The following is a 24,272-nucleotide window of genomic DNA, read 5'->3' on the forward strand; positions in this document are numbered from 1 at the left end:
CCTCTTTCATTGTTAAGGTTTAAATAAAACATCACCACACTCGGTAGGACTTTTCGGAGCATTACGAAGCGGTGTTACTCCGTCTGCGGTCCACCTGCAGACTACCTTTTGAATGGTGCTGCATTCCTGGCCAACCTGTACACATAATCCAGACTCCGGATCCATACGGTACGTTGGGATGATCAAGGCTTTGTTACTGTTTGCTACTTTGGTTGCAAAAGCAGCTCCTGTGCCCAGTAATACTAAGGCAGCAGGGATCATTAGCTTTTTCATAATAAAAAAAATTAAGTGATGCCTACTCTGATCTAAGGTTTTCGGCTTCCCCTTATAGTGATTTTCGAAACTGATAACTCAGAAGTTCTTTTCCTGAAATCAAATACAGCCCATGGCGTGTCACGATGACATCATCAATCTTTTGGGCGGGCAGATAAAAACTGCCTATGTATTCACCCTTGTCCGTCCGGTAAATGTCTACCGCCTTCCTCCCTTTGCGCAGGCGCGCAGGTTCGAATTTGCCAGGTAATCCCGAAACATTATAAATATGGTTTCCATAGAAAGCTGCATTGAGATTAACCCTGACTGGTGGTGCATTCATGATGTTAGTCCCGTTAGAAAGCCGGGTGATTTTGACCTGCGCTTTGAAAATAGAGTCTATGCTAGACTGCCTTTTCACCTTGGGAAGATCGTTACCGATGATAATAAACTGGTTCCTGTAGAAATAAACGTATATAAATTCTTCCCTATGCTGCTGATTTTCGATCAGCATGCCATCACAGTCAAAAATACCGTCTATCTGCTTTTCTAAAATGGAAGGAAATAAGGTGGTGGTACTTTTCTGAGCGATTTTAAGGCGGGCAATAGTATATTGATGGGTTCTGCTGTCTTGGGTCCGGAGTATGAAATCTGAAGAATCTTTTACAGCCAGTTGGGAAAAGTAAGCGTCCCCCTTACTAATGGTCCTGGCAATAGAATCTTTTAAATGCCCTCTATAGATAACAGGTACGGTCCCATCATAAAGATATAAGTATGGAGCCCTCACTTTTATCTGTAAGCTTTTGAAAGGATGATCTGAATGATCCAGACTGATTTTAGTTGTTGTCATGTTTTTTAGCTTATGATCAATTTCTGTAAGAATTAAAGGCGTGCCACGTCTTCCCAGGTATAAGTTCTCTGCATCCGTGCCCGCAAAATAATAATCAGTGTGGTTAAGACTTTTCTTTCCGGCTTCCATCAGAAAATTAGGCAGGAATTTTCTGGTGAAATTATTTTCCTTTTTGATGATATGTTCGGATTGTAAAAAAAGGATAATGACTAGAATAGAGGATGAGACAATGACCGCAGCAGAGGAAAGAATGTATTTCAGTTTTGCAGTCCCTGTTTGCCGCTCAATAATGATAACGGCAGCCAGCGAAAGCAAAACACAAATAATGTTAAAAATCAAATGTTCAGTCCAGCCCATTTTCTCCAGGATACCCCCGCATGAACAGGGAACAAAGTCACTGTAATTCAAAATAAGATAAATATAAATGGTAAAAGCCGTCATTATACCCATTGAGGCATATAATCCAATCGTGCGCAGTCTTGGGACCAGCAAAAAAGAAACGATAATCAGCTCTGCCGCAATTACGCTGTATGATGTAAATCCTGCGAATGCACTAAGCAGCGGAGACTGGGCGATCTGCACCTGAAAATTTTCAAAATCCAGTACCTTGCTAATCCCTGCATAGCAGAATAAAAGCACAAAAAAATAAGCGGTGAGGGTTGGGATGGAGTCTGCAATTTTTTTCATGGTAATATTGGGTTTATATTTATTTATCCAATCTGAACAAGTTTCCATTGAATCTTTTTGCCGCAATAAGCAGGCATTTTGGTTCCCTTTGAGATAGGACTGGTGGTTTTAAAGGCCCCTATACTTTCCCAGATGCCGCTGGCAGGGCAGAGGAATCCGGTAGAGCATATAATGGGAGAAGGACAGGGAATCATTTCTTTTCGTTTAGAGGTTAGTTTATTGATACAGGCGCCAGTCCTGCCCGTCCTTTACCGGTGGGTCCTTTTGTTGACTGCTGCTGTCCGTTTTGGAATGGGTCTGCATTTTATACCTGTCAAATGACACAGGATCAGGCTGGATGTCCTCATTACTGTCTGCCTGACGGCAGCTTTGGGCTGTGATGAGTAAAATACTAATGATGGGAATATACTTTTTCATGATTAATTTTTTAAAGATTAAAGTTTCCCGGCCGGTATGTAATCGAATTCGTACTCCAAAATTATTTCAGTTCATCATATAAAAAAACTCATGTGTGGTGGTGTTTAGAAATTGGGACGTCACAATTCTTAAATTTTGACATTGAATGTATCATGATATTTGCTTATTAATAGGCTTTTTCATAGGAAAGATTATGAATTATTTATATGGGTGTTTTATTTCACTTATTATTGACATAAAATACCTATTTTTAGAGGTCTGATTTATACTATTATGATGTCAGCAACCAAGGTTTTGTTATTTTTTCTTTTGATATCTTTTGATCATCATTTTTCCCAGACCAAAAGTGAAGACTACCTGAGTATTAGAAAAAAGTACGAGAATCTGGAAAAGAATACTTCCGGAGCGATGCCATGGGTCCACCAGTATATCACAAAAGCAAAAAAGGAAAAAAATTACGCCAGGTTATTTCAGGGATATAAGGATGCTGTATTTTTTTCTCCCTCCGATCAGGATAAGATGCTGTATGCAGACAGTACCATTCTGGCTGCTTTGAAATCTGGAGAAAAGGATCTCATTAGCACGGCTTATCTTGGTAAAGGGATTATATACTATTTCAATTTCAAGAAATTTGAACCTGCCTTAAATGAGTATTTGATAGCCTACAAGCATTCAAAAAATACAAATAATGATTACCTGAGGTATAAGGTAAAATATCATTTGGGTGTGGTTAAGAGTTATCTCGGATATTATGGGGATGCTTTGGAGCTGTTTAATGAATGTAATCTTTATTTTGAAAAGAAATGCGAAGAAAAACTTTATCCCAATGAGCTTTACAACAACACAAGAGGATATTATAATACGCTGCATCAGATGATTGTCTGTTACCGGAATCTAAAACAGTATAATATTTCAGACAGCTTGGTCAGTGTGGCGCTTTCTAATACTTATGATATGGATGATTTTGCTTTAGAACGTGGATACTTTGTTAAGTGTAAGGGTCTTCTGGAATATAATCATAAGAATTATAAGACTGCCATTGTTGATTTGAATCAATCACTGGTACCGATAACAAGAGCAAAAGATTTTGCATGGGCCTCTGTAGTATATTATTATTTGGGGAAAATTTATCAGGATTCCGGTCAATCAAAAAGCCTGAAATATTTTATGAAGGTAGATTCGATTTTCAGTACCCGTCATTTTATATTGCCTGAGGTCAGACCGAGTTATGAAGAGCTGATAAAAGATAGTAAACGGGAAAAAAATCTGGAAAAAGAGCTTTATTATACCAAACAGCTCTTAAAAGTCGATAGTGTGTTGAACAGAGATTTTACCTACCTATCGGCTAAAATCCACAAAGAATATGATACTAAACTGCTTATTGATAAAAAAGAAATATTGGAGAGGAAAAGCAAAGGAAGACTCATCTCAATGATTGTATTTATTGTTTTATCATTCATATTCCTTGGAATGTTCATAAAACGATATATCAGAGAGCAGAATGTTCAGAGGAAGTATACGGAACTTCAGTATAGGCTGGGTAAAGAAGGATTGATTGCCCAGAATAAACTGGACGAAAAAAAAGGGAAGTCCGGACCACCGGTCGAGGAACGGAAAAGCTCACTGACGGCAGAACAGACCCTGGAGCTAACTACAAAGCTGGAGTTATTTGAGAAAAATAATGGTTTTCTCCAAAAAGGTCTTACTCAAAATAAGCTGGCGGCAAAACTTAATACCAACACTTCATACTTATCAAGTTATATCAACGAACAAAAAAAAGTTAATTTTAACCACTACCTGGCAGAGTTACGCATTGCCTACATTACAAAACTTTTAAATTCAAATAAAAAATATCTCAATTACACCATTGAGGCGCTTGCCGAAGAGTGCGGGATTTCTTCTAGGCAGAACTTTTCTGACCTCTTCTATGAAATCAACGGCATCAGGCCAAAGGATTTCATCAGAAAGAGAAAAGAAGAATGGGAAGAAGACTGATTTCCATTGATCATTATTGGATCCCCGTTTGTTATTCACTTACAATGTCAATCTCCCAATGCTAACTTTAAAAAGGATGTGATATTTGGTGACCCTTAGCGGAGAATCGTCCGCTAGTTTCGAAAGACTACCAAAGAACATCCACGAAATTTGTTAGACTTTGTAATTGGACTTTAAAATAAAATATCAGAACTAATTAAAATTCAAGAAATGTCCATATACCTAAAAACGGGCGAATATTGCGGATTAAAGTTTGAAAAAAAGCGATTGGAATTCGGAATTTCTAACAACCTCCGAAAAGTTCACCCTATAAATATGATTTTCATTGTTGACTTTTGTAGGATAATAATATTTAAATAATCAAACAATGTCAACACACGATGTTAAAGGAAAAGTAGTTTTACTTGCGGGAGGTGGTAAAAACTTTGGTGGATTAATAAGTAAAGGTTTTGCAGCAAAAGGAGCAAAATTAGCAATACATTACAACAGCGAAAATTCTAAAGCTGAAAGTGAAAAAACTTTGGCTGAGGTTCAAGATCTTGGTGCTGAAGCATTTTCATTTCAGGATGATTTAACCAAAGTAGAACTAGCTGTTAAAATAAATAACAGCTGGTTTTTTTATTTTCAACATATAAATTACTTCAAATAATGAACAAACAAAATAATGTAATTAGAAAACAGCCAAAACATACTTTTCCTAAGAAAAAAATTTTATGTTTGGTTTCCAATGCAGCCCAACTTCACGGAATGGAAGTTGGATTTTTTGCCGAAGAAATGACAAGACCATTTTTCGACTTCATCAATGCTGGTTACGATGTAAATATTGCGTCTCCGAAAGGCGGGAAAGTCGTTTTTGATGGACATAGCAATCCGGAAAACCCAAAAGGAGCTTATCCGAACGATTTGATAAGTATAGGTTTTGTACATCACACAATATTTGGAAAATGGATGGAAAATACACTGCCTATTGCCAATATCAACGTCGCTGATTATGATGCGATTTGTGTGTCTGGTGGTGGTGCTCCATTAATCAATTTTAAAGATGATTTAAAACTGCATAAATTGATAGCAGATTTCTATGAAGCAGGGAAAGTCACTTGTTTAATTTGCCACGGAACATCGTTGTTATTATGGACTCAATTAAGCGACGGAACTCTTTTAGCGGATGGGAAAACCTGGACTGGATTTGCTGATAGCGAGGAAAATATGATTAATGAAATGTTTGGAATTACGGTAAACGATTACACTATCGAAACAGAAGCGCGTAAAAACCCAAACACTAAATTTGAAGTAGCTGGTCCTTTAGAGCCATTTGCAATCAGAGATGGAAGATTGATTACTGCACAACAACAGCACAGTAGCTTTTTAGCCTCCCAATTGGTTATCGAAGCTTTATCAGAATAAGCTGTTTTTTAAGAAAACGGAAAGTAGAAGATGGTCTGTTTTTCGTTTTCTTTTTTTCCTGCTTTTATTTTGAAAGCACAAATGATATTAACCTAAATACCTACAATCCTTAAACGGTTGCACTCAATGTATTTTTTACTTTTTTGGGGTGCAATTACTAAAGAGAATAATTGTTAAAAAAGCAGAGAAGTGTTTATTTACACCATGATGTATATCTGTTTTGGATAGCGCACAGCTTCACAGAGCCGCATTATTTTTGGTGGCGGACTGAACTTTTAAAATGGCTTACAACACAACAATGCTTATATACTAAAGCGTTAAAAAGCAGGAACAAAGTTTTTAGACTGGTTGTTTTTTTACAATTCATTTGAGAATTGTGGACTTTTTAAATAACTATAATAAATAATTGTCATTCAGAATTTTGAGCGACTAAATAAAAAGATATGAATAAATACCAATCACTTTTTGATACTCAAAAAGAATTTTTCTATACTGATGTTTCCAAAACTTATGAGTGGAGGATAGGCCAGCTCGATAGGTTAGAGAAGATGCTTACTGAAAATCAAGAGGCATTTTGTCAGGCTCTAAAAACCGATTTCAATAAACCTCCATTCGAGCAGTTGTTTGAAATAACAGTTCCTTTAGGAAATATAAAATACTACAAAGAAAACCTTAAACAATTAATGACCCCGGAACCCGTCGCAATACCAAAAGGATTGGAAGAAACTGGTAACAAAGGTATTATTTATAAAGAACCTTTTGGAGTTACTTTAATAATAGGTCCTTTCAATGCGCCGATTTTGTTGTTGCTCGACCCAGCAATTGCAGCTTTGGCAGCGGGAAATCCTGTCATTCTTAAACCTGCTAATACAACGCCCACAGTTGCTTTTCTTTTTCAGGAGCTTATTCCAAAATATTTTGAACCTGAAGCGGTAAATATAGTTACAGGAGGAAGGGAAGAGATCACGGCATTATTAGAGTTGCCTTTCGATTTTATTTTCTTTACGGGAAGTTCTGCAGTAGGCAAAGTCATAATGCGGGCTGCTGCAGAAAACTTAACGCCAATCGTTTTGGAGTTGGGCGGCCAGAACCCGACTATAGTCGATGAAACTGCTAATCTTGATATTGCTGTTGACCGTATTGTTTGGGGGCATATGGCGATTTCCGGACAATGGTGCATTGCCCCGGGTTACGTATATGTACACGAAAGTATCGCAGATGAGTTTATAGATAAATTGAAGGAATCTGTTGTGAAAATGTATGGCAAAGACCCAAGCCAAAGCCCTGATTTCGCAAGGATGATTAGCGAGCATGATACCGAAAGGGTAGCTTCATATATTATTTCGGAAAAAGTAATTTTAGGAGGAAGATATAATGTCAAGGCCAAATATATGGAGCCGACTATCTTATATCCGAGCACTTGGGAAGATCCCGCAATGCAACAAGAAATTTTCGGACCCGTGTTTCCTATTTTGGTATACAATGACTTGAAAGAAATTGTAGAAATCATTAAACGCAAACCTAAATCTTTGGCTGCCTATTTTTTTAGCAAAAATCAACAGAATATAGATTATTTTTTGAATGCGGTTTCTTTTGGGGGTGGCTGTATCAACCAGACCAATTTGCACTGTTGGATAGACAGCCTGCCTTTTGGAGGTGTTGGTTATGCAGGAATGGGCAAGTATTATGGTAAAGCAGGCTTCGAAGCGTTGAGCAATACAAAAGCGATGCTGATAGGGAATCCAGATTTGGAGCTAGACGTTTTTCCACCTTACGAAGGAAAGGACATTGCTAAGAATTTAAGTATTTTTGGATAAAAGTGAATCAACAGCAAGTCTTAATAAGTTAATTGAAAAACATCACAAATAACTAAAATTATCAACTATGGCATTAAAAATTGTTAACTTTGTATTAGTTCTCAAGGGCCGTTTGGCCTATCCCAGCTTTTATCTTACTAAATGAAATGATGTTGCTATCACAACATATCTATTCATTTCAGTGTTCTAACATCATCTGTTTCTTATGTTGCTGACCTTTGTAGTGTTTTTCTGGGGAACTTTAGAAGTAGTGTCCATTAAGGTATATTTAATAATGTCTCAATTTCGTCAAAGTTATACCGATAAGCTTTCTACCAGCTGAGTCTCTTCCAGTCTATTTTGGGAAAATATAAAAAAGGAATTTGAATAAATTCTGCACATATCTAAAACTTAGAAGTTATATTTCACCCTGTCAAGAAAACTTAACACAAGTAAAATGGCGGTAATTAAATGATTGGAAGACAGCAAAGTATAAAAGGATATGTAAGTGATTAATTCGGAAAAGCTAACATGTTTCCTATGCATTAAATGATACATTAGCCCGTAATTTGCTCAGAAACACACTTTAATGACAAAAAAAATTTTCTTCTGTCTATACCTGTTGTCTAGTTTTATTGATGAACAATTAAATCATGAACCACAAATTGACACAGATACAGAAAATGTAAAAGGCTTACATGGAAATGGATCCACCAAAATTATGGAACTTTCTAAAAACTCTAACCTAATTTTAGAAAAAAGTATAACCCTCTATACTCAATTGAATGACAGTGTCATAAATATAGAAAAAAAAGCTAAAAATACTTCGGTAAAATATATCATGGATAAACAAGAAGGAGAGCATCCTGAGAATATCATAAAAATAGTTATTGTCCCATCAATTGTTATTATTTTTTTGCTAAACAGTTGGATTTTGTACAAATACAATCAGAAAAAGCTCAATAAAAAAGATGAAATCATTTATCACTTAAAAGAAGAAACAACGGTGAACGAATTTAAATCTGTTTCATTACAAGCTAATGGCAGAAGGGCAGTTAATAATATCAGTATTTCTGAAGATACTACTATATCTCTGCTCAATAAACTTTCAAAGTTTGAAAAATCTGAAAAGTTTTTAAAAAAAGATGTAACGCTCACGACTTTATCAAATTCGCTTAATACGAACCCAAGATATCTTTCAGAAATAATTAAACAGCATAAAGGTAAGAACTTCAATAACTACCTAAATGGACTTCGAATACACTACATCACCAGTAGATTGTCAACAACTCCCATCTTTAGAGAATATAAAATCAGCTATCTTGCTGAAGCCTGTGGTTTTTCCTCACGGGAAGTTTTTTCTGTAGTATTCAAAAAAGAAATGGGTGTAACGCCCTCTTATTTTATAAGTCAGCTTAAAAAAATGAAAAAGATCTGAGATTAAAGCAATATATATAAGAACCAATATTATTACTAAGGAAAATCAGTATTAAAAAAATAATATGATTTAAATATTATAATATATAATTATTTACGAATCATGTACTAGACATATAACATGTATATTTAAAAAACAGGAAAATTCTAAATTTTAAGCTTTATTTCTTTTTATAATTTATGCCATGGATTTTTTTAATCATATTAAAACAGTAATCAGTATTATATTAAGCTTGGGGTTAGGCAGTTTACTCAATGGTACTGTGAAATTTATCCAACATCCCGGAAGAACAAAACCTTATTGGGTCCATTTATTATGGGTATTGTATTTATTTCTATTGATGATTCACTTTTGGTGGTGGGAGTATGGTCTCAGAGATGTAAGAATATGGACGTTTACTGAGTATATATTCATCATCATGTATATTATTCTCTACTTTACGTTATGTCAGCTTCTATATCCATCAGATGTTAAAGATTACGATGATAATTATAAGAATTACTTTTTTTCAAGAAAGAAATGGTTTTTTCTGTTGCTCATTGTGATTTATTTCATTGATATTTTTGACACTTTAATTAAAGGACCTGTTTATCTGGAAAAGCTAATGCCATTATACGCAATAAGAATGGTAAGCCATATTTCATTATGTGCCCTATTTGCATTTCTAAAAACCCGCCGATCAGCTTGGTATGGAGGTATGGTAATGTTTTTTATCTTGTTTGAATTGTATTTTATCTTTGACAAATTTTATAATGATTAACTTCTCTGCGTAGGCTTTATACCTCATTTAAATCAATTAAGTCCTCAATCAATAATCCTTTCTTCAGGGGTCATTATAAATATTATTACAGGATTAATAAGACTTTCAAATTCTGACATTCTACTTTTCTGTCTTATAAAAAAAACTGTAATCAACACATTATCATTGGAGATAGTTTATGAAAACATGACATATTGTTCTCTAGAAGCCCTGCAATTCCAGGTAAACAATATTACATTTGGTGATATAATCCTTAAATATAAGTTTTATGAAAAATTCATTAAAAGTATTATTCCTGGCAATGTTACTTATTCTTTTGAATTCATGTGGTGCTATTGCAACCTATGATGCTCCTCTTGAACCCGGACAAATCGTTTTTTAAACACAAAATGAAAAGTCCAGACCAACAGAAGCGAGATATGAAAACAACAATACTATTCCTGAGCTGGGACAGATAGAAATGAAATCTAATACCGAAAATAATAATGACAATATTCCGGAACCTGGGCAAACAGAAATGAAAGATGAAGAAGAGCAACAGTTTCATCAATTGCATTTTAACCCATAAGAAATAATTATGATAAGCAAAGTTTTTAATAACAGCAGCATTATTATCAGTGTTTTTGCACCCAAGGTCACAGTGCAGGCTGAAAAATTGTTTTCAGGGAATTTTCAAGCTCTTCCTTTTGGTTTTAACCGTCAAAGGAGGAGCATCTTTTATAGGCCTGATTGAATCAAACTAAATAATATTATTACAGTTTAAAATCAGGAATGCTTTATCACATTATCTTTTCTCAGATTATTAATAAAATAAGAAGGCGTAACCCCCGTTTCTTTCTTAAAGGTAACAGCAAACACTTCCCGTGAGGAAAATCCACAAACTTCCGCTAAATAACTTATCTTATATTCTCTGTAAATAGGATCTGCACAGAGTTTATTAATGATATAGCTTATCCTTAATTCATTAATGTAATTGTTGTAGCTCTTCTCTTTATATTGCTTTATTATTTCTGAAAGATACCTGGTATTGGTATTCAGATCATTGGCCAGAGAGGTAAGGCTAAGGTCTTTTTTAAGGAATTTTTGAGACTTTTCAAATTTTTCTAATTTTAGCAGCAGGGTTTTGATGGTCTCATCAGTAATGTTAATGCTTCGGTCTATAGCAATATTCGAATTTGAAGCAGTCGTATTTGATGCTTTTAGATTGGTGATGATTAATTCATATTTACTGTGCAGTTCTTGCTGTTTTCTCTTCCAGAAAAACCATCCGGCAACCGAAAGCATAATAATAAGCGCGGATATTGTTATTAATATTTTCTGAATGTTGTTGTTATGAATTTCACTTTGCGCCTCCACTATTTGTTTTACCGGAGTATTTATAGTTTTCTTCTCAGCATTGACCAGACTATCATTCAGTTTTGTATAGAGGTTCATGTATTTTTTTGAAATTTCCTTTTCACCCAGCTCTACACAAGATTTAAAGTATACTTCATAGATATCTCTGCGGATGTATGGGCTACTGGCTTGTTTTTCTAATTTCTCTGCCTTTTCAGCATAACTTTTAGACTCTCTGTATCTTTTCTGATCATAATAAAGCCATGCAAATTCATTTAAGGTGGCAATTTCAAGGTTTTTGTTTGATTTATACGTTTTATTTTGACATAGTTCCAATGCCTTTGAAAAAAAGGATTCAGCATCCTTTGTTTTTTGCATTGCAACACTTGTCTTCCCTAAATTGATATACGCCAAAATAAGAGAATGATTCTTTTTATTACTAAAATCCTTGCGGTCATTTACTTTCTTAATGGTTTCAAGACTTTTTCTCTGATAATGAACTACAGAATCTACGGGTGCATTAATATGAGCCGAATAACTGGCCAAACCGATATATATAAGGGATTCCTGATAATATTTATAGTTATCAGACTTTATTTTGGGAACAATATTTAAAGCTTTTTGAAATTCTTTAAGACTCTCATCATTAAAGCCAAGTTCTGTATAGGAACAGGCTCTAAGCCTGTATGTATTTGATAATATTTCATTATCGTTAAGCTCAATTGCCAGTATCTCTGTGGCTTTGCTCAGCTCTACAACTTTTTTAAAATTTCCTAAATCATAGTATTTAGCCATCAGAAGATTACCACTTTCCAGCATTCCTTTTTTGTATCCTTCGTTTTTAGAAATACGATAGATTTCTTCCGAAAGCTGCAGGGATTTAGCCGGTTGATCTGAAGATAGCTCTTTTGCCGTTTTTATCTCATTATCAATTTTCGAATGACTGATTAACTGGCCATGTATTGTACCGAAAAAAGCACAAAGGATAATGAAAATAAATTTCTTCATAAAGTTCATATACATTAAAAAAGTAAATGCTAATTTATGACTAAATAAATCACATGTTATTAGAATTTAATAAGATTTAATTTATTGTACATAAAAAAGAAAAGTGTAGTATTGCCGTAATTGCTAGATGATCCGAAGAGTAGTTTCTTTTATCAGAGGCATGTGAATTGCGATGAAAAATGTAAAAACGCATGAATGTTATTGATGAACCTTTACTTCATTATTAAACTATAAAAGAGACTGCAGTACTTTTAAAATGCAGTCTCTTAACCGTTTAAAATAATTTGAATATCAATGGAATGTTTTTAACTGATCAACAAATCATAAATTCATAACAAAATAAAAGTCCCCTCAGAAGAGGGCTGGGAAACAATATTCCCAGCTCTATTCTAAACATTCTTTTCTGTATTTTATTCATTAATTACATCAAGTCAATTAACGAATTACAAGCTCAACTTATCAAATGCGTAGGCCATAATATTATGAAGGTATTTTTCCTGATCAGTATTAATAATAGTAGTTGAAATACTTGTATTTCTAAATACTCCCTCGTCCCAAAAGAAAATAACTCTGCCGTTTGGCCCGGTGGTCCAGATACCCGCTTGGACAGTGTTAGCTCCTCCTTCTCTAGCCAAAATCTCAGAGCCCGGCGCTAATTGGGAGTTTAGAACTTTACCTGTTGTTTGCGCACCATTAATAGCAGTTCCACCGGCAACTGTTCCAAAAACGCCGCTGTAACCAACTGTTCCTGCAACGGAATAAGATGCCAATACTCCTGTACCTACGTTTCCGCTACCTCCAAATACCTGAAGTGCAGGTGTATTCCTACCTGAATCGAGAAGAACTATAACAACTCCACCAAGATCTGCAAAGTCTTTTATTTTTGATACCAATAAAGGATCCAAGTCTACTCCAGCCTGCACACCAATACAAAAAACATCTACAACCATTTTCAGCTGAGCACCGGTAAAATTATTCAGTTCTTCTGTTTGATATTGCTGAAAATCAATACCTCCGAACTTATTATACATACCTGCGGGACCGTAGTTTACCATACTCTTTAATTGAGAATTAAATGCAGGGAAACCAGTTCCTCCCAATGCATAAAGATTTCCGTCCCACAAACCAGCCCAATATCCTATTGTTATTCTTCTTTTAGGATTTATAGGAGTAGGATTGGAGTTCCAGTCTGCATATCCAAGTACGCCATTAGCATCTGCCACCACAATTTTTGTTGCAATAAATGTTTGATCTTTGTTTTCCGATTTTGTTCCTTCCGGTTTTGTAAAAATCGCATTGGCTGTGTTATGTTTTGGCAGCTCTCTTATTCTCTCAATACCATTTACATCTAATGTTTCAGTAGGATTACTGGTTCTTATTCCTACCTGAGCAAAAGTTGTAGTAAACAAGAAAATCGATAATAAATTAAATTTTTTCATAAGTGTGTTTTAATATGTGTTAGTCACTAAATTTTGCACAAATTTGCACAATTATTCAGTCAAATACCAGATATTGTAGTTAGATATTCAGAAAAAACATAAAATAAAATGTGTATATATATCTTTAAAAAATATATATATAATCATTTGATTATTAATTGTTTGTGATCTTATTTTTTATGTATTAACTAAAAATAAATTCCGAAATAAATTTTATTTAATTCACATTTTTCAGTAGTTACATTTAGACTCTATTCTTCATAATATATCCGATTCAACAGACGAAATTGCCACTCAACGCTATGTTCATCATACAGAATATTTATCTGCAGTCCGGCAGAATACAGCTGATTTGCTTCAAATTCTTTCAAGAGTACAGCAAAGAGGTGTCTCAATCGGTTTGCTGAAAGGCGTGAAATGTTTAGTGACAAAATGGGTATGGTCAATGCTTCTGAACTGTTAAATGGAAATATTGTTTTATTCGGAGATACCGGTTAATATCCGGCCGCTTTACCGAATATGGGAGCTTCGTTATTTGCCTACTATATTAAGGTACACCCGGGAAGACCTGGCATCAGCATGAAAGAATTACAACACATTAATGTAACTACCATTCACAAATTTCAAACTAATTCATCATCATTTATGCCGGAAAATATTCAAAAGAATAATGACAGATTCTATATTTCTAACTAAGAATTAAATAAATTCTGAATTGTACCATCGAAGTTTTGGCTGATGAATGCTGGAATAGCTGGCGTTAAAACTTTTCAGATTGTTTTTTTGATACAACTGTATCGGCCAACAGATTATATAGAATCGAAAAGGGACCGTGTATTAGTTGATTAGGCCTTGCATTAGGGAATTTTTGTAAATTTCTTAAAAAAGGACATGGTAACAAAAACAATTTTTAAAAGAACTTCATACTTATTGGAGGATCTTGACCTAAAGATTAACGAAGTCTGTGCTGACGGAAATGATCTGATTAAAATTTCAGAAAAGGCCTTAATACTTATCGATGAGTCAATAAGGAAATTAAAGCTTCTGATTTCCAACCATCATTTCGATCATATTGCCGAAGAAGTATTCTTTTTTAAAAAGCTGAAACCACAGTTTATTTCAAAATTCATCTATTACTCTGCGGTCCTGGACATCGAGTCTCATAAGCCGTCTGCAGGAAATAAGACTTTAAAAAAATATTATGAGGCAGCGCAGGAGAAATTAAAAAACTTCTATTGGGAACATTCTGAATTTTACAGCTATTATAAACGTGAAGCCACTTATCTTGATCACAAGATATTTGTCCGTAACTCCTATGATCTGAAAATGAAGCTATCATCAGGGTTTTATAATTATGATCCCAATTTTACCACCTCGCATGACCATTTGATCGCCAGATTTATTTCCAACCAGCAATTTGACCATTATTTAAAAAAGCAGATTGAAAATTCTAATGAAAGCACAACAGCAAAAGTACTTTCTCCCCTCACATGGTCGGGATCAAAGGTTGGCCTTATAGAACTGATCTATGCTCTTTACCAGATGCGCTGTTTTAATGGGGGCAATATAGAACTGAGCGAGGTCATCAAATTCACAGAAAAGTCATTGGATTGCGATTTGGGCAACTTTCATAAAACCGTCTTTGAAATCCGTAATCGAAAACAGGGCCCAACTAAATTTCTCCAACTGGTGAGCGACAATCTTAATCAGTATTTTATGAACAGTGATGGTGGGTAACGCGATACCAAATTAAAACCTCAAATTGTATGGAATTTGAGGTTTATTATTTAATCATTTTTGATCAAATGCTGCAGATCAGGATCTTTTTTTATTCTATCCATCTCATCCGTGATGATGCTAAGAATATCGGTCTTAATCCTTTTATAATTATCTTCAATCTGTTTGGTCATCGAATCATTTCCGTCTTCATTAATAAAGGACCGGATTTGCGGAATCTTTTGATAGTCTTTCATTTCTCTAGAAAGTTTAACGGGGTCCACCACAATCTCCGAATGAAAAATCTTCTGCTCAATCCTTTCCTCAAAGTTATCGGATACCGCACCGACAAAGAAACCCTGGGTCAAGGTAGAGATCTTTGATGCCGGGATCAAACTGTCCAACTGGGTTGAAATGGAAGTGGAAATGTCATTGCTATTGATCGATATACTTTGTCTTTTTTGCAGTACTTTTCCAAAACGTTCTGATAAAGTTTTTGCTGTCTCGCCAACCACCTGGCCGCTGAAAATATTACCGACCGTATTCTGGATAACCTTACTTTCTTTATCTCCGTAGTCTCTAGTCAGCTGGGAGAAATCCTGAAATCCAAGGCAAACCGAAACCTTATTGCTTCTTGCTGTGGCGATAAGGTTATCAAGTCCTCTAAAATAAATGGTTGGCAACTCATCGATAATCACTGAGCTTTTCAATTGACCTTTTTTATTGATAAGCTTAACAATTCTTGAATTATATAGTCCTAATGCTGCAGAATAGATGTTCTGGCGATCCGGATTATTTCCTACGCACAATATTTTGGGCTCTTCAGGATTATTGATGTCCAAGGAGAAATCATCACCCGTCATCACCCAATATAATTGAGGTGAGATCATTCTTGACAAAGGGATCTTTGCAGACGCGATTTGCCCTTGCAATTGATCCTGTGCACCGCCTTGCCATGCATCCATAAAAGGAGAGAGGTAGTTCTCTAATTCAGAATAAGATGTTAATATCGTAAAGACCTCTTCGTATTTTTTGTTCAACAGCTCAATAGCATGCGGAAAAGTGCAGTATTTCCCGTTCTCATAAATTTTAAGAAACCATATGATAGCAGCTAACAAAATAATGGGGCTTTCGACAAAGAAGTCACCCTGTTTTTGTATCCAGCTTCTATTGAGGTTCAGCATAATGGTATAAGCAGCTTCATAGGCATCTGATATATCCGTCATAAAATTGGGATTTAAGGGATTGCATCGATGGCTTTTTCTGGGGTTGTCAAAGTTGATGATATAGAATTTCGGCTTTATTTTATAAGCATCGGAATGATTTAAAAGATGGTTGTAGGCAATGGTAGACAAATCATCGAATTTAAAATCATAGATATACATGGAAAATCCTTTTTCGATATGCTGTCTGATATAATTGTTAACAATGGCGTAGGATTTTCCTGAGCCTGGTGTTCCTAAAACAATGGTGGCACGAAACGGATTGACTACATTAATCCATCCCTGATGCCATTTCCCCTGGTAATAAAACTTGGTTGGCAGATTGATGGAATATTCGTTGTATAGCAGTTTGGTCTCCTGCTGGAAACTTTCATTTTCACTGTTGAACACATCATCCATTAAGTTGTTTTTCAAAAGGCGGCTCATCCAGACGCCAGCCATCATTAAGGCAAAATAACCTAACGAGATCGTTAAAATATACAGGAATGGCCCTATTTCTGAAGATAGCTTTAACAAAGGTGTATTCAGAAAAAAAAGCACAAAGCCTATTCCCAAAGCCGTATAAATTTTAGACCAGGTCATTTTATCGTTTTTAACTCCCTTAGTACCCAGGCAACTTAAAGCCAGCAAAACCAAAGCAAATACTTTAGTATATAAGGTATGAGAAAACAGTCTGGCGGTATGCTGAAAATTCCCTAATATTTTGTTGATTAACTCTAAAGTCCAGCCGCGTTCGATAAAGAAACTGTAGCAAAACCAATAAAGGTGCATCAGTACCAAAATAATACTTACGGCCCTCATAAAAGCCATAATCCTGGCAAGCCCTCTCAAATCGTCTTCTCCCTGCATTATCTAATTTTTAATGATAGTGTGTGAATTTAAAGACTGTGCAGCCCGGCTATAAGAATGTGGAAGTCAATCGCAGTGTTTGGCTTTTGGAGGCCTTTATATGATTTTTAGACTACAACAACTACCAATTGGGCTACTTTTTATAGGATGACAATCAGGAATTTTGTACCTGAGATTAAAATCAATTTTAGAAACAATTAAAAAAAGAACTATGCAAAAAAGAAAATTAGGAAATAGCGGATTGGAAGTTTCCGTGTTGGGCTTTGGATGTATGGGTTTAAACTTTCTGGACGGGAAAGGCCTTGATAAAAAAGATGCCATAACGCTGCTACATCAGGCAGTTGAAATGGGTATCACATTTTTTGATACGGCAGAGGCTTACGGACCATACACCAATGAAGAACTCGTAGGTGAAGGATTGAAGCCGTTCAGAAAAGACGTTGTCATCGCCACAAAATTCGGCTGTAAAGATGCCAGTCCGGCAGTAGGCCTTGACAGCAGACCGGAAACAATAAGGGCAGTAACCGAAGCGTCTTTGAACAGATTAAAGACAGATTACATCGACTTGCTCTATCAGCACAGAGTTGACCCGAATGTTCCGATGGAAGATGTTGCAGGAACGGTAAAAGACCTGATACAGGAGGGCAAAGTAAAATATTTCGGTTTGTCGGAAGCCAGTGCTAAAACGATTCGAAAAGCAAATGCCATACAACCAGTATCAGCTTTGCAAAGCGAATACTCTTTGTTTTGGCGTGAACCGGAACATGAAATCATCCCGACTTTGGAAGAGTTAGGAATTGGTTTCGTGCCGTTCAGTCCGTTGGGAAAAGGTTTCCTAACCGGTATCATCAATAAAAAATTAGAAGCCGTAGACCGCAGAAACGTTATTCCACGTTTTACCGAAGAAAATATCAAGGCCAATCTGGTTTTAGTGGAAGCACTATCTGAGATTGCCCGACAAAAAAATATTTCAACCGGACAATTGGCATTGGCCTGGCTCTTAGCCCAAAAGCCCTGGATTGCACCGATCCCAGGGACTACAAAACTGCATCGGTTGGAAGAAAACATCGCCAGTACAAATATTGTATTGACAGCCGATGAACTGGCAAAAATTAACGAAACGGTCAATGGGATTACACTGGTGGGCGACCGCTACCCAGAATTTTTAGAAAAACAAATAGACAGATAAAAACAAAAAACAATGCAGAATATCAAAGGAAAAGTAGTTGCCATTACAGGCGCAAGCAGTGGAATGGGGAAGGTTATCGCCATAGAACTAGCCAAAAACGATGCAAAGGTGGTTTTGGGTGCAAGACGAACAGAACAATTACAACAGATTGTTGAAGAAATTAAAAGCCAAGGTGGTGACGCCGCCTGTGCTCAAATTGATGTGAAGAATAAATCCGATCTTGTAAGACTGGTCAATACAGCAGTTGAGCAATACGGAAAATTAGATGTCATTGTGAACAATGCCGGAGTCAGTCAGTTAAGCCGCATTGACGAGCTTGATGTTGACGGATGGGAAGAAATGATCGACATTAACCTCAAAGGTGTTTTATATGGAATGGCAGCTGCAATTCCTGTTTTCAAGCAACAGCAATCGGGTCATATCGTCAATATCATTTCAACGTCAGGAATCAAGATTGTACCCATGCAGGGCGTTTACGCAGGAACCAAAAATGCGGTAAGAACTATCGCTGAAGCATTTAGACAGGAATCAGACGGAACAATCAGGATTACCGGAATTTCGCCAGGTGTTGTAAAAACCGACTTTGCCGAGGGTATAAAAAATAAGGAAATGAAAACCATCATCAGGAATAATATGGAAAATCTGGCCATTAGCCCAGATGCCATTGCTAATGCAGTTATTTACGCCATAAGCCAACCTGCAGATGTTGAAGTTGGTGATATTGTAATTCGTCCGTCAAAACAAAATTGATTAAATTCGTAAATGAAATGCAACAACAATCTGACATCAATCAAATTAAAAGTATATCGCAACTGGTGCGGGTATTGGGATTTCCTGCACCCTTTCATCCATTAATTGCATTGGTTGATTACAATGCAGTGTCGATTGAAATGTTTCCAAAAGGGCAAAAAGTAAGTCTTGATTTCTACAAAATTTCCTTTAAGTCTACATTCACAGGAAGCATAAAGTATGGGCAGGGTTATTACGATTTTGAAGAAGGCGGACTGGCGTTTCTGAAGCCGAAACAAATTGTTATTTCACCTGAAGAAACGGAAAGCTATGAAGGGATTGCCTTGTATTTCCATCCGGACTTTATCCGAAATTATCCATTGGGAAAAGCAATCAATCAATTTGGATTTTTTTCTTATGATGTTTCAGAAGCGTTGTTTTTATCGGCAAAGGAAAAAGAAATTATTGCCAGCTTATTTGCTTCAATAGCAAACGAGTTAGAGAATAATATCGACAGTTTCAGCCAGGATGTTTTGGTGTCGCAGATAGAATTGCTGTTAAATTACAGCAACCGCTTTTACAACAGGCAATTTATAACCAGGAAAGCAGTCAATCACGACATCATCACTTCTTTGGACCAACTTTTAAACAGCTATTTTGAAGAAGAAAAAAGTCTGAAAAACGGTTTGCCGTCCGTGAAATATATCAGCACGGAACTGAAGCTGTCGCAACGCTATCTGAGCGATATGTTGAGTTCATTGACAGGACTAAATACACAACAATACATTCAGAACGCAGTCATAGAAAAAGCGAAAGAAAAACTATCAGCAACAGATTTATCCGTTTCGGAAATTGCGTATGAACTGGGCTTTGAGCATTCTCAATCTTTCAGTAAACTTTTCAAGGCGAAGACAAACGTTTCGCCTTTGAAGTTCAGAAAATCGTTTAATTAAAAAGTTGTACAGAATCCCACTTTCTGCTACTATACCTATTTCAATCTCTTCGGCGTTTCACTTTCTTCTTCATCATCTTATGGGCAAAATCCTGTTCCTCGTAATCTTCTCTTTGTGCTTCGGGCAATAAACTGCCCAAAGCTTCAAACAATCCATCTTCGGGTTGTCCAGTATTCAAAAAATCGAAAAAATGATGCGGATCTTCAGCAGGTAAATTCTCCTTATTGCTTGACTGGGAAGCTTTCTGTTGTGGCGGGTTGTTTTCTGTCTGGTCGGCTTTGACATTATTGTACCAATAATCATTAAAGTTATTAGCAGAAAACTCCTTTCCCAATCGTGACCCGTTCAATACTGTTCTTGATCGGTGATCAATATAAGTTATTCCATATATCCTGCCGTTCTCATTTTTGCGAACAACAGTATCAATTCCTTCTTCTTTCAATTTATTTTTAAATGCCTGCTCATTTATTGAATAATGACGAGCATCAATAATCGATCTTTTCAAGCTTTGTTTGACCGGTTGATCATTGCTTTTGCTTTTAGAAGCAGTAAAGTGTTTTTGGAGAGCATCGATCCCTGCATTTTTCCCAAACAAAGATGCCTTGAATGGATTTCCTGCTTTTTTTCCTTGGTCATCTAAAGGAAAATAAAGCAATCCTCTTTTTAATTGACCTTTTAATTCTCCCTCCACTTTCTCCACAGTAATATTAAATAGTGAAAGCAACGCATTATATTCCCCTAACGATTGAAATTGGTAGTAGGAGGTTATATGCCTTATTACCGATGCCATCTGGCTTTTGATATCTCCAGACTTATAGTTGATCGGTCGAAAGATCTTATGATTTTGGTGAGGCTGTTTTTCAACTACTGATATAAGACCGAATTTCTTTTCCAGTTCCCGGCAGATCTTCATCGAACGGACCTTCTCAAATTGATCAGAGATCTTTTTTCCTTTTTCATCTATACAAACCGAAACAATATGGATATGACTCCGGTCGATATCCGTATGTTTGAATACTACAAAAGGCTGATTGCCATAACCCATTTCATTCATATACTGCTGAGCCATTTCTCTATATTGTTCATCGGAGACCATATCTTTAGGATTGGGATTCAGGGAAATATGCAACGTATGCTTTTCAGTCTTTCGGTTTGCCAACAGATAAGGTTCAAATGATTTAGCCAATTGCGCAACAGAATATTTCCCATCGGCTGTTTCAATCATTTTGTTTGTCAACAGGATCTCTCCTTTTTCCTGTTCCATTTTCAAATTGTTGTAGGACAGTGTGCCAAAAAGATTACTGCTTCTTCCAATTTTTGCGATCATTTTATTCCATTTTTTTCAGATGCTTTCGTTCAAATTCCTCTGTCAGCTGCATCACTTTTTTGAAAATCTCAACCATTTCAGCAGTGTTCTTCTCCAGTTTATAAAGAAGGGCAGCTGCTTTTTTCTCAGAAAAATTGTGGTACAGGATCTTCACGATCTGATTATAGTTCACCCCTACAGCCCGGAACTGGCTATGAAATGAGGTTAACCGCATATAGAAATCCATCGTTCCCTTATCTAATTTCACGGTCCTGATCGTCTTTTCGAAAATGCAGGAGGTTATAAAATGGGCTTTTACATTCATCCCAGACTGGTCAAAAAGTTCAAGAAAGCGTGAATGTTCTACCTCATTAAATGAGATGGTATATCGAATCTTGGCAGGATCTGCCTTTGGACGGCGTCCTGTCTTTTTTTGTGGTTTACCGCTATGTTCATTCATCATCTGTCCAATTAATTTTATAAAACATCGACTTCGGAGATTGTTTTTCAGCTCCCGGCAGGGCAAGTTGTTTTGAGCATCCGAAAACGTTTCGAGATGCTCAAAACACAACTTGCCCCTTTCGGGTGAAAGGATAAATCCATAATACAATAGATTCAATCCGGCATACCGGAGTCTTAAGGTTTGAAAAGATTAAGATCCAGTAGTATGTCCATCTCCTTTAACAAAGTAAACAACTATTCCTAACAGAGCCGATGTCATTCATAAAGCCAAACAAAACCACTTCAAGCCAAAGGCAACCATTGAAAAGCTAAGTGTCAATGGATATCAGTTATTTGTATGAGAATGTCAGCCGGCTTGCCGTATGGCAAAATTGTTTGAAATCGTGCAGGCAAACATTCAGTAGATCAAGCTTTCCAGGTTGCAGGAATGCCGGTGAGAGAAAGATCATCCAGGAATTACATCCTGACTGATGTAGAAAATGCATTCACGGAGCCACAATTGACTGATTGATAGCCGGACTTCAAGATAGCTTTCAAGCGTGCTTGATCTCATCCAGCTTTACTGAAAGACATTCTGCTAGATATTCTAAGAAATGTTCAACTATAAAATCAGAAAAAATGGAAACAAAAAAGCAACCAGTAATTATTGCCTTCTCCACTCAAAAAGGAGGCGTAGGAAAAAGCACTTTCACAGCCCTTTTGGCCAGTATCCTTCATTATCGTCTGGATTATAATGTCGCCGTGTTCGACTGTGACTTTCCACAGTACAGTTTGATACAGATGAGAGAGAGGGATCTTAAAACGGTGATGCAAAATGAGCTATTAAAAAAAATGGCTCATAAGCAGTTTACCACCATCAATAAAAAATCGTATCCTGTTTTTCAAAGCAAGACCGACACCGTTTTGAAAGAGCTTGAAGAATATCTTGCTAATGCCGAAATTGTTCCGGACTTCGTTTTTCTGGATCTGCCAGGCACAGTCAATACGGCTGGTATTCTAAGTACACTCGCCAATGTTCACCATATTTTTTCTCCTATCACGGCAGACCGGGTTGTCCTGGAAAGCACCCTGAGTTTTACGGATGTTCTGACCAATGTGCTGATGAAGAAAAAGCATACCGAGATCAAAAGCATTCATCTTTTCTGGAATCAGGTCGATGGCAGGGAAAAAACGCCATTGTATAAAAATTACGGAAAGGTTATCAAAGATCTGGGTATTTCATTAATGGAGACCTCCATAAGCGACAGCAAGAGATTTAGAAAAGAAGGCGAGATGGTCGCAAAAACCGTTTTCCGATCAACCTTACTGCCTGCAGACCCTAAATTGATGGCATTATGCAGACTTGATCAGTTTATGGATGAGTTTTTGAGAATTGTAAAATTGTAAAAAGATGAACAATGATAAAAAGACCAGCGAAGACAACGGTATCGATGAACAATATCTGATGTCTATAATGGCTGGCAGCACAAAGAAGGAACCGCAGAGCCAAGAACATGACTCCTCAAAGGAAACGTTAATTAGGAAACAAAAAATGAAAGGCAAAAAAAGTGTTGAAATTACTTATGCGGAACAGTTTCTAACCCATCACACGATGACCAAGCGCGGTGATAAAAGTATTTACATCCGCCCGGAATATCATGAACGACTTTCGCCGTATCATCCAAATCATTGCCGAAGATCAGATCCCTCTGTACGCTTATCTCGATAATATTTTGGCTTACCACTTCGAGACGTTTGAAAAAGAGATCACAGATGATTTCAACAAAAAATACCGTCCAATCTTTTAATACTTGATCTTATGGAACAATTAATTATTATAGGTTTGTTAGTCATTATCATCCTAATTCTGTGGGATAAGAAATTTTCAAACCACCATCTTCAGGAAAAAAATACTGAAACGCAGCTCGATTTGCCCTCTATTATTGGAGAAACAAAGAAAGAAGAGAGGAAACCAGTGCCATCTGATGCTGATCAAGGCCAGAAGGAATCTATCGTAACAAAACCAAATAATTTTGATTCAGAAACTACGGAGGAGGTATTTGAACTTATTGCTTCAAGGAAAGAACTTGACGACATACTGGTTAAAAGTAATGATTGGGATGGCGAGGAAGAAGACTGGCAATATCAGGATGATTCTAAAATTGAAAGCGGGTTTGCTACAGGGGTTACCTTCCAGGAATTGAGTACTGCGGATCAGCTGCTTCAACAGGACGTGTTGGAACCTGATTTGGAACGACAAGCAGTCGATATTATTCAAAAAATTCAGGGAACCGAGCTTTTTGATCTTTTAGAGAATTCATTAGGAGATGCTTCAAAAAGAATTGCCAGCTTACTAAGCTCAAGCATTTCAAAAGATGACGAGATCGTTTCTTCTATGCAAAGTGATTCTCCGGACAGTTTCGATATTAGGGAGTTTGTTTAGGCAAATTCCCTTTTTAAATTTTTTTAAAACTCAGATCATATA

Annotated in this window: 22 protein-coding genes and 1 pseudogene; 14 read left to right on the plus strand and 9 right to left on the minus strand. The window is 36.3% G+C overall.

What is annotated here, in order from left to right; all coding sequences use genetic code 11:
* Nucleotides 1-12 precede the first annotated feature (12 nt).
* Genes QF044_RS06045 through QF044_RS06060 form a run of 4 tightly spaced genes read right to left on the minus strand, consistent with a single transcriptional unit; the run spans nucleotide 13 to nucleotide 2,206 of the window.
* Complete coding sequence (locus QF044_RS06045; RefSeq protein WP_307264898.1) at nucleotides 13-273, minus strand: DUF6520 family protein; 261 nt, start codon at nucleotides 271-273, stop codon at nucleotides 13-15.
* A gap of 52 nt (nucleotides 274-325) precedes the next feature.
* Nucleotides 326-1,789, minus strand: coding sequence for a MauE/DoxX family redox-associated membrane protein (locus QF044_RS06050; protein ID WP_307264900.1), 1,464 nt, complete (start codon nucleotides 1,787-1,789; stop codon nucleotides 326-328).
* 23 nt (nucleotides 1,790-1,812) lie between these two features.
* Entirely contained in the window at nucleotides 1,813-1,983 is a 171-nt protein-coding gene (locus QF044_RS06055) for a hypothetical protein (RefSeq protein WP_307264902.1), read from the minus strand.
* A gap of 22 nt (nucleotides 1,984-2,005) precedes the next feature.
* Nucleotides 2,006-2,206, minus strand: a complete 201-nt coding sequence (locus QF044_RS06060; RefSeq protein ID WP_307264904.1) for a hypothetical protein — start codon at nucleotides 2,204-2,206, stop codon at nucleotides 2,006-2,008.
* Between the two features lie 273 nt (nucleotides 2,207-2,479).
* Here QF044_RS06060 and QF044_RS06065 point away from each other — a divergent pair, with 273 nt between their 5' ends.
* The 6 genes and pseudogenes from QF044_RS06065 (at nucleotide 2,480) to QF044_RS06090 (ending at nucleotide 9,599) form a co-directional block, all read left to right on the plus strand.
* A complete protein-coding gene (locus QF044_RS06065; RefSeq protein ID WP_307264906.1) occupies nucleotides 2,480-4,201 on the plus strand; it encodes an AraC family transcriptional regulator in 1,722 nt (573 codons plus the stop codon).
* Between the two features lie 367 nt (nucleotides 4,202-4,568).
* Nucleotides 4,569-4,799, plus strand: a pseudogene (locus tag QF044_RS06070) (short-chain dehydrogenase); the annotation flags it as partial.
* A 50-nt stretch (nucleotides 4,800-4,849) separates the two neighbouring features.
* Nucleotides 4,850-5,605: a type 1 glutamine amidotransferase domain-containing protein gene (locus QF044_RS06075; protein WP_307264908.1), complete on the plus strand. Its 756-nt coding sequence runs from the start codon at nucleotides 4,850-4,852 to the stop codon at nucleotides 5,603-5,605.
* A 443-nt stretch (nucleotides 5,606-6,048) separates the two neighbouring features.
* Nucleotides 6,049-7,422 carry an aldehyde dehydrogenase family protein gene (locus QF044_RS06080; RefSeq protein WP_307264909.1) on the plus strand — a complete coding sequence of 458 codons (1,374 nt, stop codon included), beginning with the start codon at nucleotides 6,049-6,051 and terminating at the stop codon, nucleotides 7,420-7,422.
* A 568-nt stretch (nucleotides 7,423-7,990) separates the two neighbouring features.
* On the plus strand, nucleotides 7,991-8,839 hold the full coding sequence (locus QF044_RS06085; protein ID WP_307264912.1) for an AraC family transcriptional regulator: 849 nt from the start codon (nucleotides 7,991-7,993) through the stop codon (nucleotides 8,837-8,839).
* Nucleotides 8,840-9,023: 184 nt separating this feature from the next.
* Entirely contained in the window at nucleotides 9,024-9,599 is a 576-nt protein-coding gene (locus tag QF044_RS06090) for a hypothetical protein (RefSeq protein WP_307264915.1), read from the plus strand.
* 765 nt (nucleotides 9,600-10,364) lie between these two features.
* On the opposite strand, the gene QF044_RS06095 is transcribed toward QF044_RS06090, so the two are convergent.
* Together QF044_RS06095 and QF044_RS06100 are read right to left on the minus strand one after the other, a co-directional pair.
* On the minus strand, nucleotides 10,365-11,942 hold the full coding sequence (locus QF044_RS06095; protein WP_307264918.1) for a tetratricopeptide repeat protein: 1,578 nt from the start codon (nucleotides 11,940-11,942) through the stop codon (nucleotides 10,365-10,367).
* Between the two features lie 443 nt (nucleotides 11,943-12,385).
* On the minus strand, nucleotides 12,386-13,381 hold the full coding sequence (locus QF044_RS06100) for a hypothetical protein (RefSeq protein ID WP_307264922.1): 996 nt from the start codon (nucleotides 13,379-13,381) through the stop codon (nucleotides 12,386-12,388).
* Between the two features lie 891 nt (nucleotides 13,382-14,272).
* On the opposite strand from QF044_RS06100, the gene QF044_RS06105 reads away from it, so the two are divergent.
* Nucleotides 14,273-15,118, plus strand: coding sequence for an RteC domain-containing protein (locus QF044_RS06105; protein WP_307264925.1), 846 nt, complete (start codon nucleotides 14,273-14,275; stop codon nucleotides 15,116-15,118).
* A 50-nt stretch (nucleotides 15,119-15,168) separates the two neighbouring features.
* Here the strand turns inward: QF044_RS06105 and mobC are convergent, their stop codons facing one another.
* A complete protein-coding gene (gene mobC, locus QF044_RS06110) occupies nucleotides 15,169-17,169 on the minus strand; it encodes a conjugal transfer protein MobC (RefSeq protein ID WP_307264927.1) in 2,001 nt (666 codons plus the stop codon).
* A gap of 211 nt (nucleotides 17,170-17,380) precedes the next feature.
* Between mobC and QF044_RS06115 the strand changes: the two genes are divergently transcribed.
* The 3 genes from QF044_RS06115 to QF044_RS06125 are packed head-to-tail and all read left to right on the plus strand — an operon-like array spanning nucleotide 17,381 to nucleotide 20,040.
* The gene (locus QF044_RS06115) at nucleotides 17,381-18,358 is read left to right on the plus strand and encodes an aldo/keto reductase (protein ID WP_307264930.1); all 978 of its coding nucleotides are present in this window, start codon (nucleotides 17,381-17,383) and stop codon (nucleotides 18,356-18,358) included.
* A gap of 12 nt (nucleotides 18,359-18,370) precedes the next feature.
* The gene (locus tag QF044_RS06120) at nucleotides 18,371-19,108 is read left to right on the plus strand and encodes an SDR family oxidoreductase (protein ID WP_307264932.1); all 738 of its coding nucleotides are present in this window, start codon (nucleotides 18,371-18,373) and stop codon (nucleotides 19,106-19,108) included.
* A gap of 17 nt (nucleotides 19,109-19,125) precedes the next feature.
* Nucleotides 19,126-20,040, plus strand: coding sequence for an AraC family transcriptional regulator (locus tag QF044_RS06125; protein WP_307264936.1), 915 nt, complete (start codon nucleotides 19,126-19,128; stop codon nucleotides 20,038-20,040).
* 40 nt (nucleotides 20,041-20,080) lie between these two features.
* Here the strand turns inward: QF044_RS06125 and mobB are convergent, their stop codons facing one another.
* Both mobB and mobA read right to left on the minus strand, forming a co-directional pair.
* Nucleotides 20,081-21,367 (minus strand): conjugal transfer protein MobB, encoded by a 1,287-nt coding sequence (gene mobB, locus QF044_RS06130; protein ID WP_307264939.1) that lies wholly within the window; start codon nucleotides 21,365-21,367, stop codon nucleotides 20,081-20,083.
* A 1-nt stretch (nucleotide 21,368) separates the two neighbouring features.
* Complete coding sequence (gene mobA, locus QF044_RS06135) at nucleotides 21,369-21,806, minus strand: conjugal transfer protein MobA (RefSeq protein ID WP_307271958.1); 438 nt, start codon at nucleotides 21,804-21,806, stop codon at nucleotides 21,369-21,371.
* A 620-nt stretch (nucleotides 21,807-22,426) separates the two neighbouring features.
* Between mobA and QF044_RS06140 the strand changes: the two genes are divergently transcribed.
* The 4 genes from QF044_RS06140 to QF044_RS06155 are packed head-to-tail and all read left to right on the plus strand — an operon-like array spanning nucleotide 22,427 to nucleotide 24,230.
* Nucleotides 22,427-23,194, plus strand: a complete 768-nt coding sequence (locus QF044_RS06140; RefSeq protein WP_307264942.1) for a ParA family protein — start codon at nucleotides 22,427-22,429, stop codon at nucleotides 23,192-23,194.
* A gap of 4 nt (nucleotides 23,195-23,198) precedes the next feature.
* Entirely contained in the window at nucleotides 23,199-23,516 is a 318-nt protein-coding gene (locus QF044_RS06145) for a DUF3408 domain-containing protein (RefSeq protein WP_307264945.1), read from the plus strand.
* Nucleotides 23,446-23,595, plus strand: coding sequence for a DUF3408 domain-containing protein (locus QF044_RS06150; RefSeq protein WP_307264948.1), 150 nt, complete (start codon nucleotides 23,446-23,448; stop codon nucleotides 23,593-23,595). The genes QF044_RS06145 and QF044_RS06150 overlap by 71 nt, the downstream gene beginning before the upstream one ends.
* An 11-nt stretch (nucleotides 23,596-23,606) precedes the next feature.
* The gene (locus tag QF044_RS06155; protein WP_307264950.1) at nucleotides 23,607-24,230 is read left to right on the plus strand and encodes a hypothetical protein; all 624 of its coding nucleotides are present in this window, start codon (nucleotides 23,607-23,609) and stop codon (nucleotides 24,228-24,230) included.
* Nucleotides 24,231-24,272: the final 42 nt, after the last annotated feature.

The sequence above is a fragment of the Chryseobacterium sp. W4I1 genome (assembly GCF_030816115.1).
Lineage (GTDB): Bacteria > Bacteroidota > Bacteroidia > Flavobacteriales > Weeksellaceae > Chryseobacterium.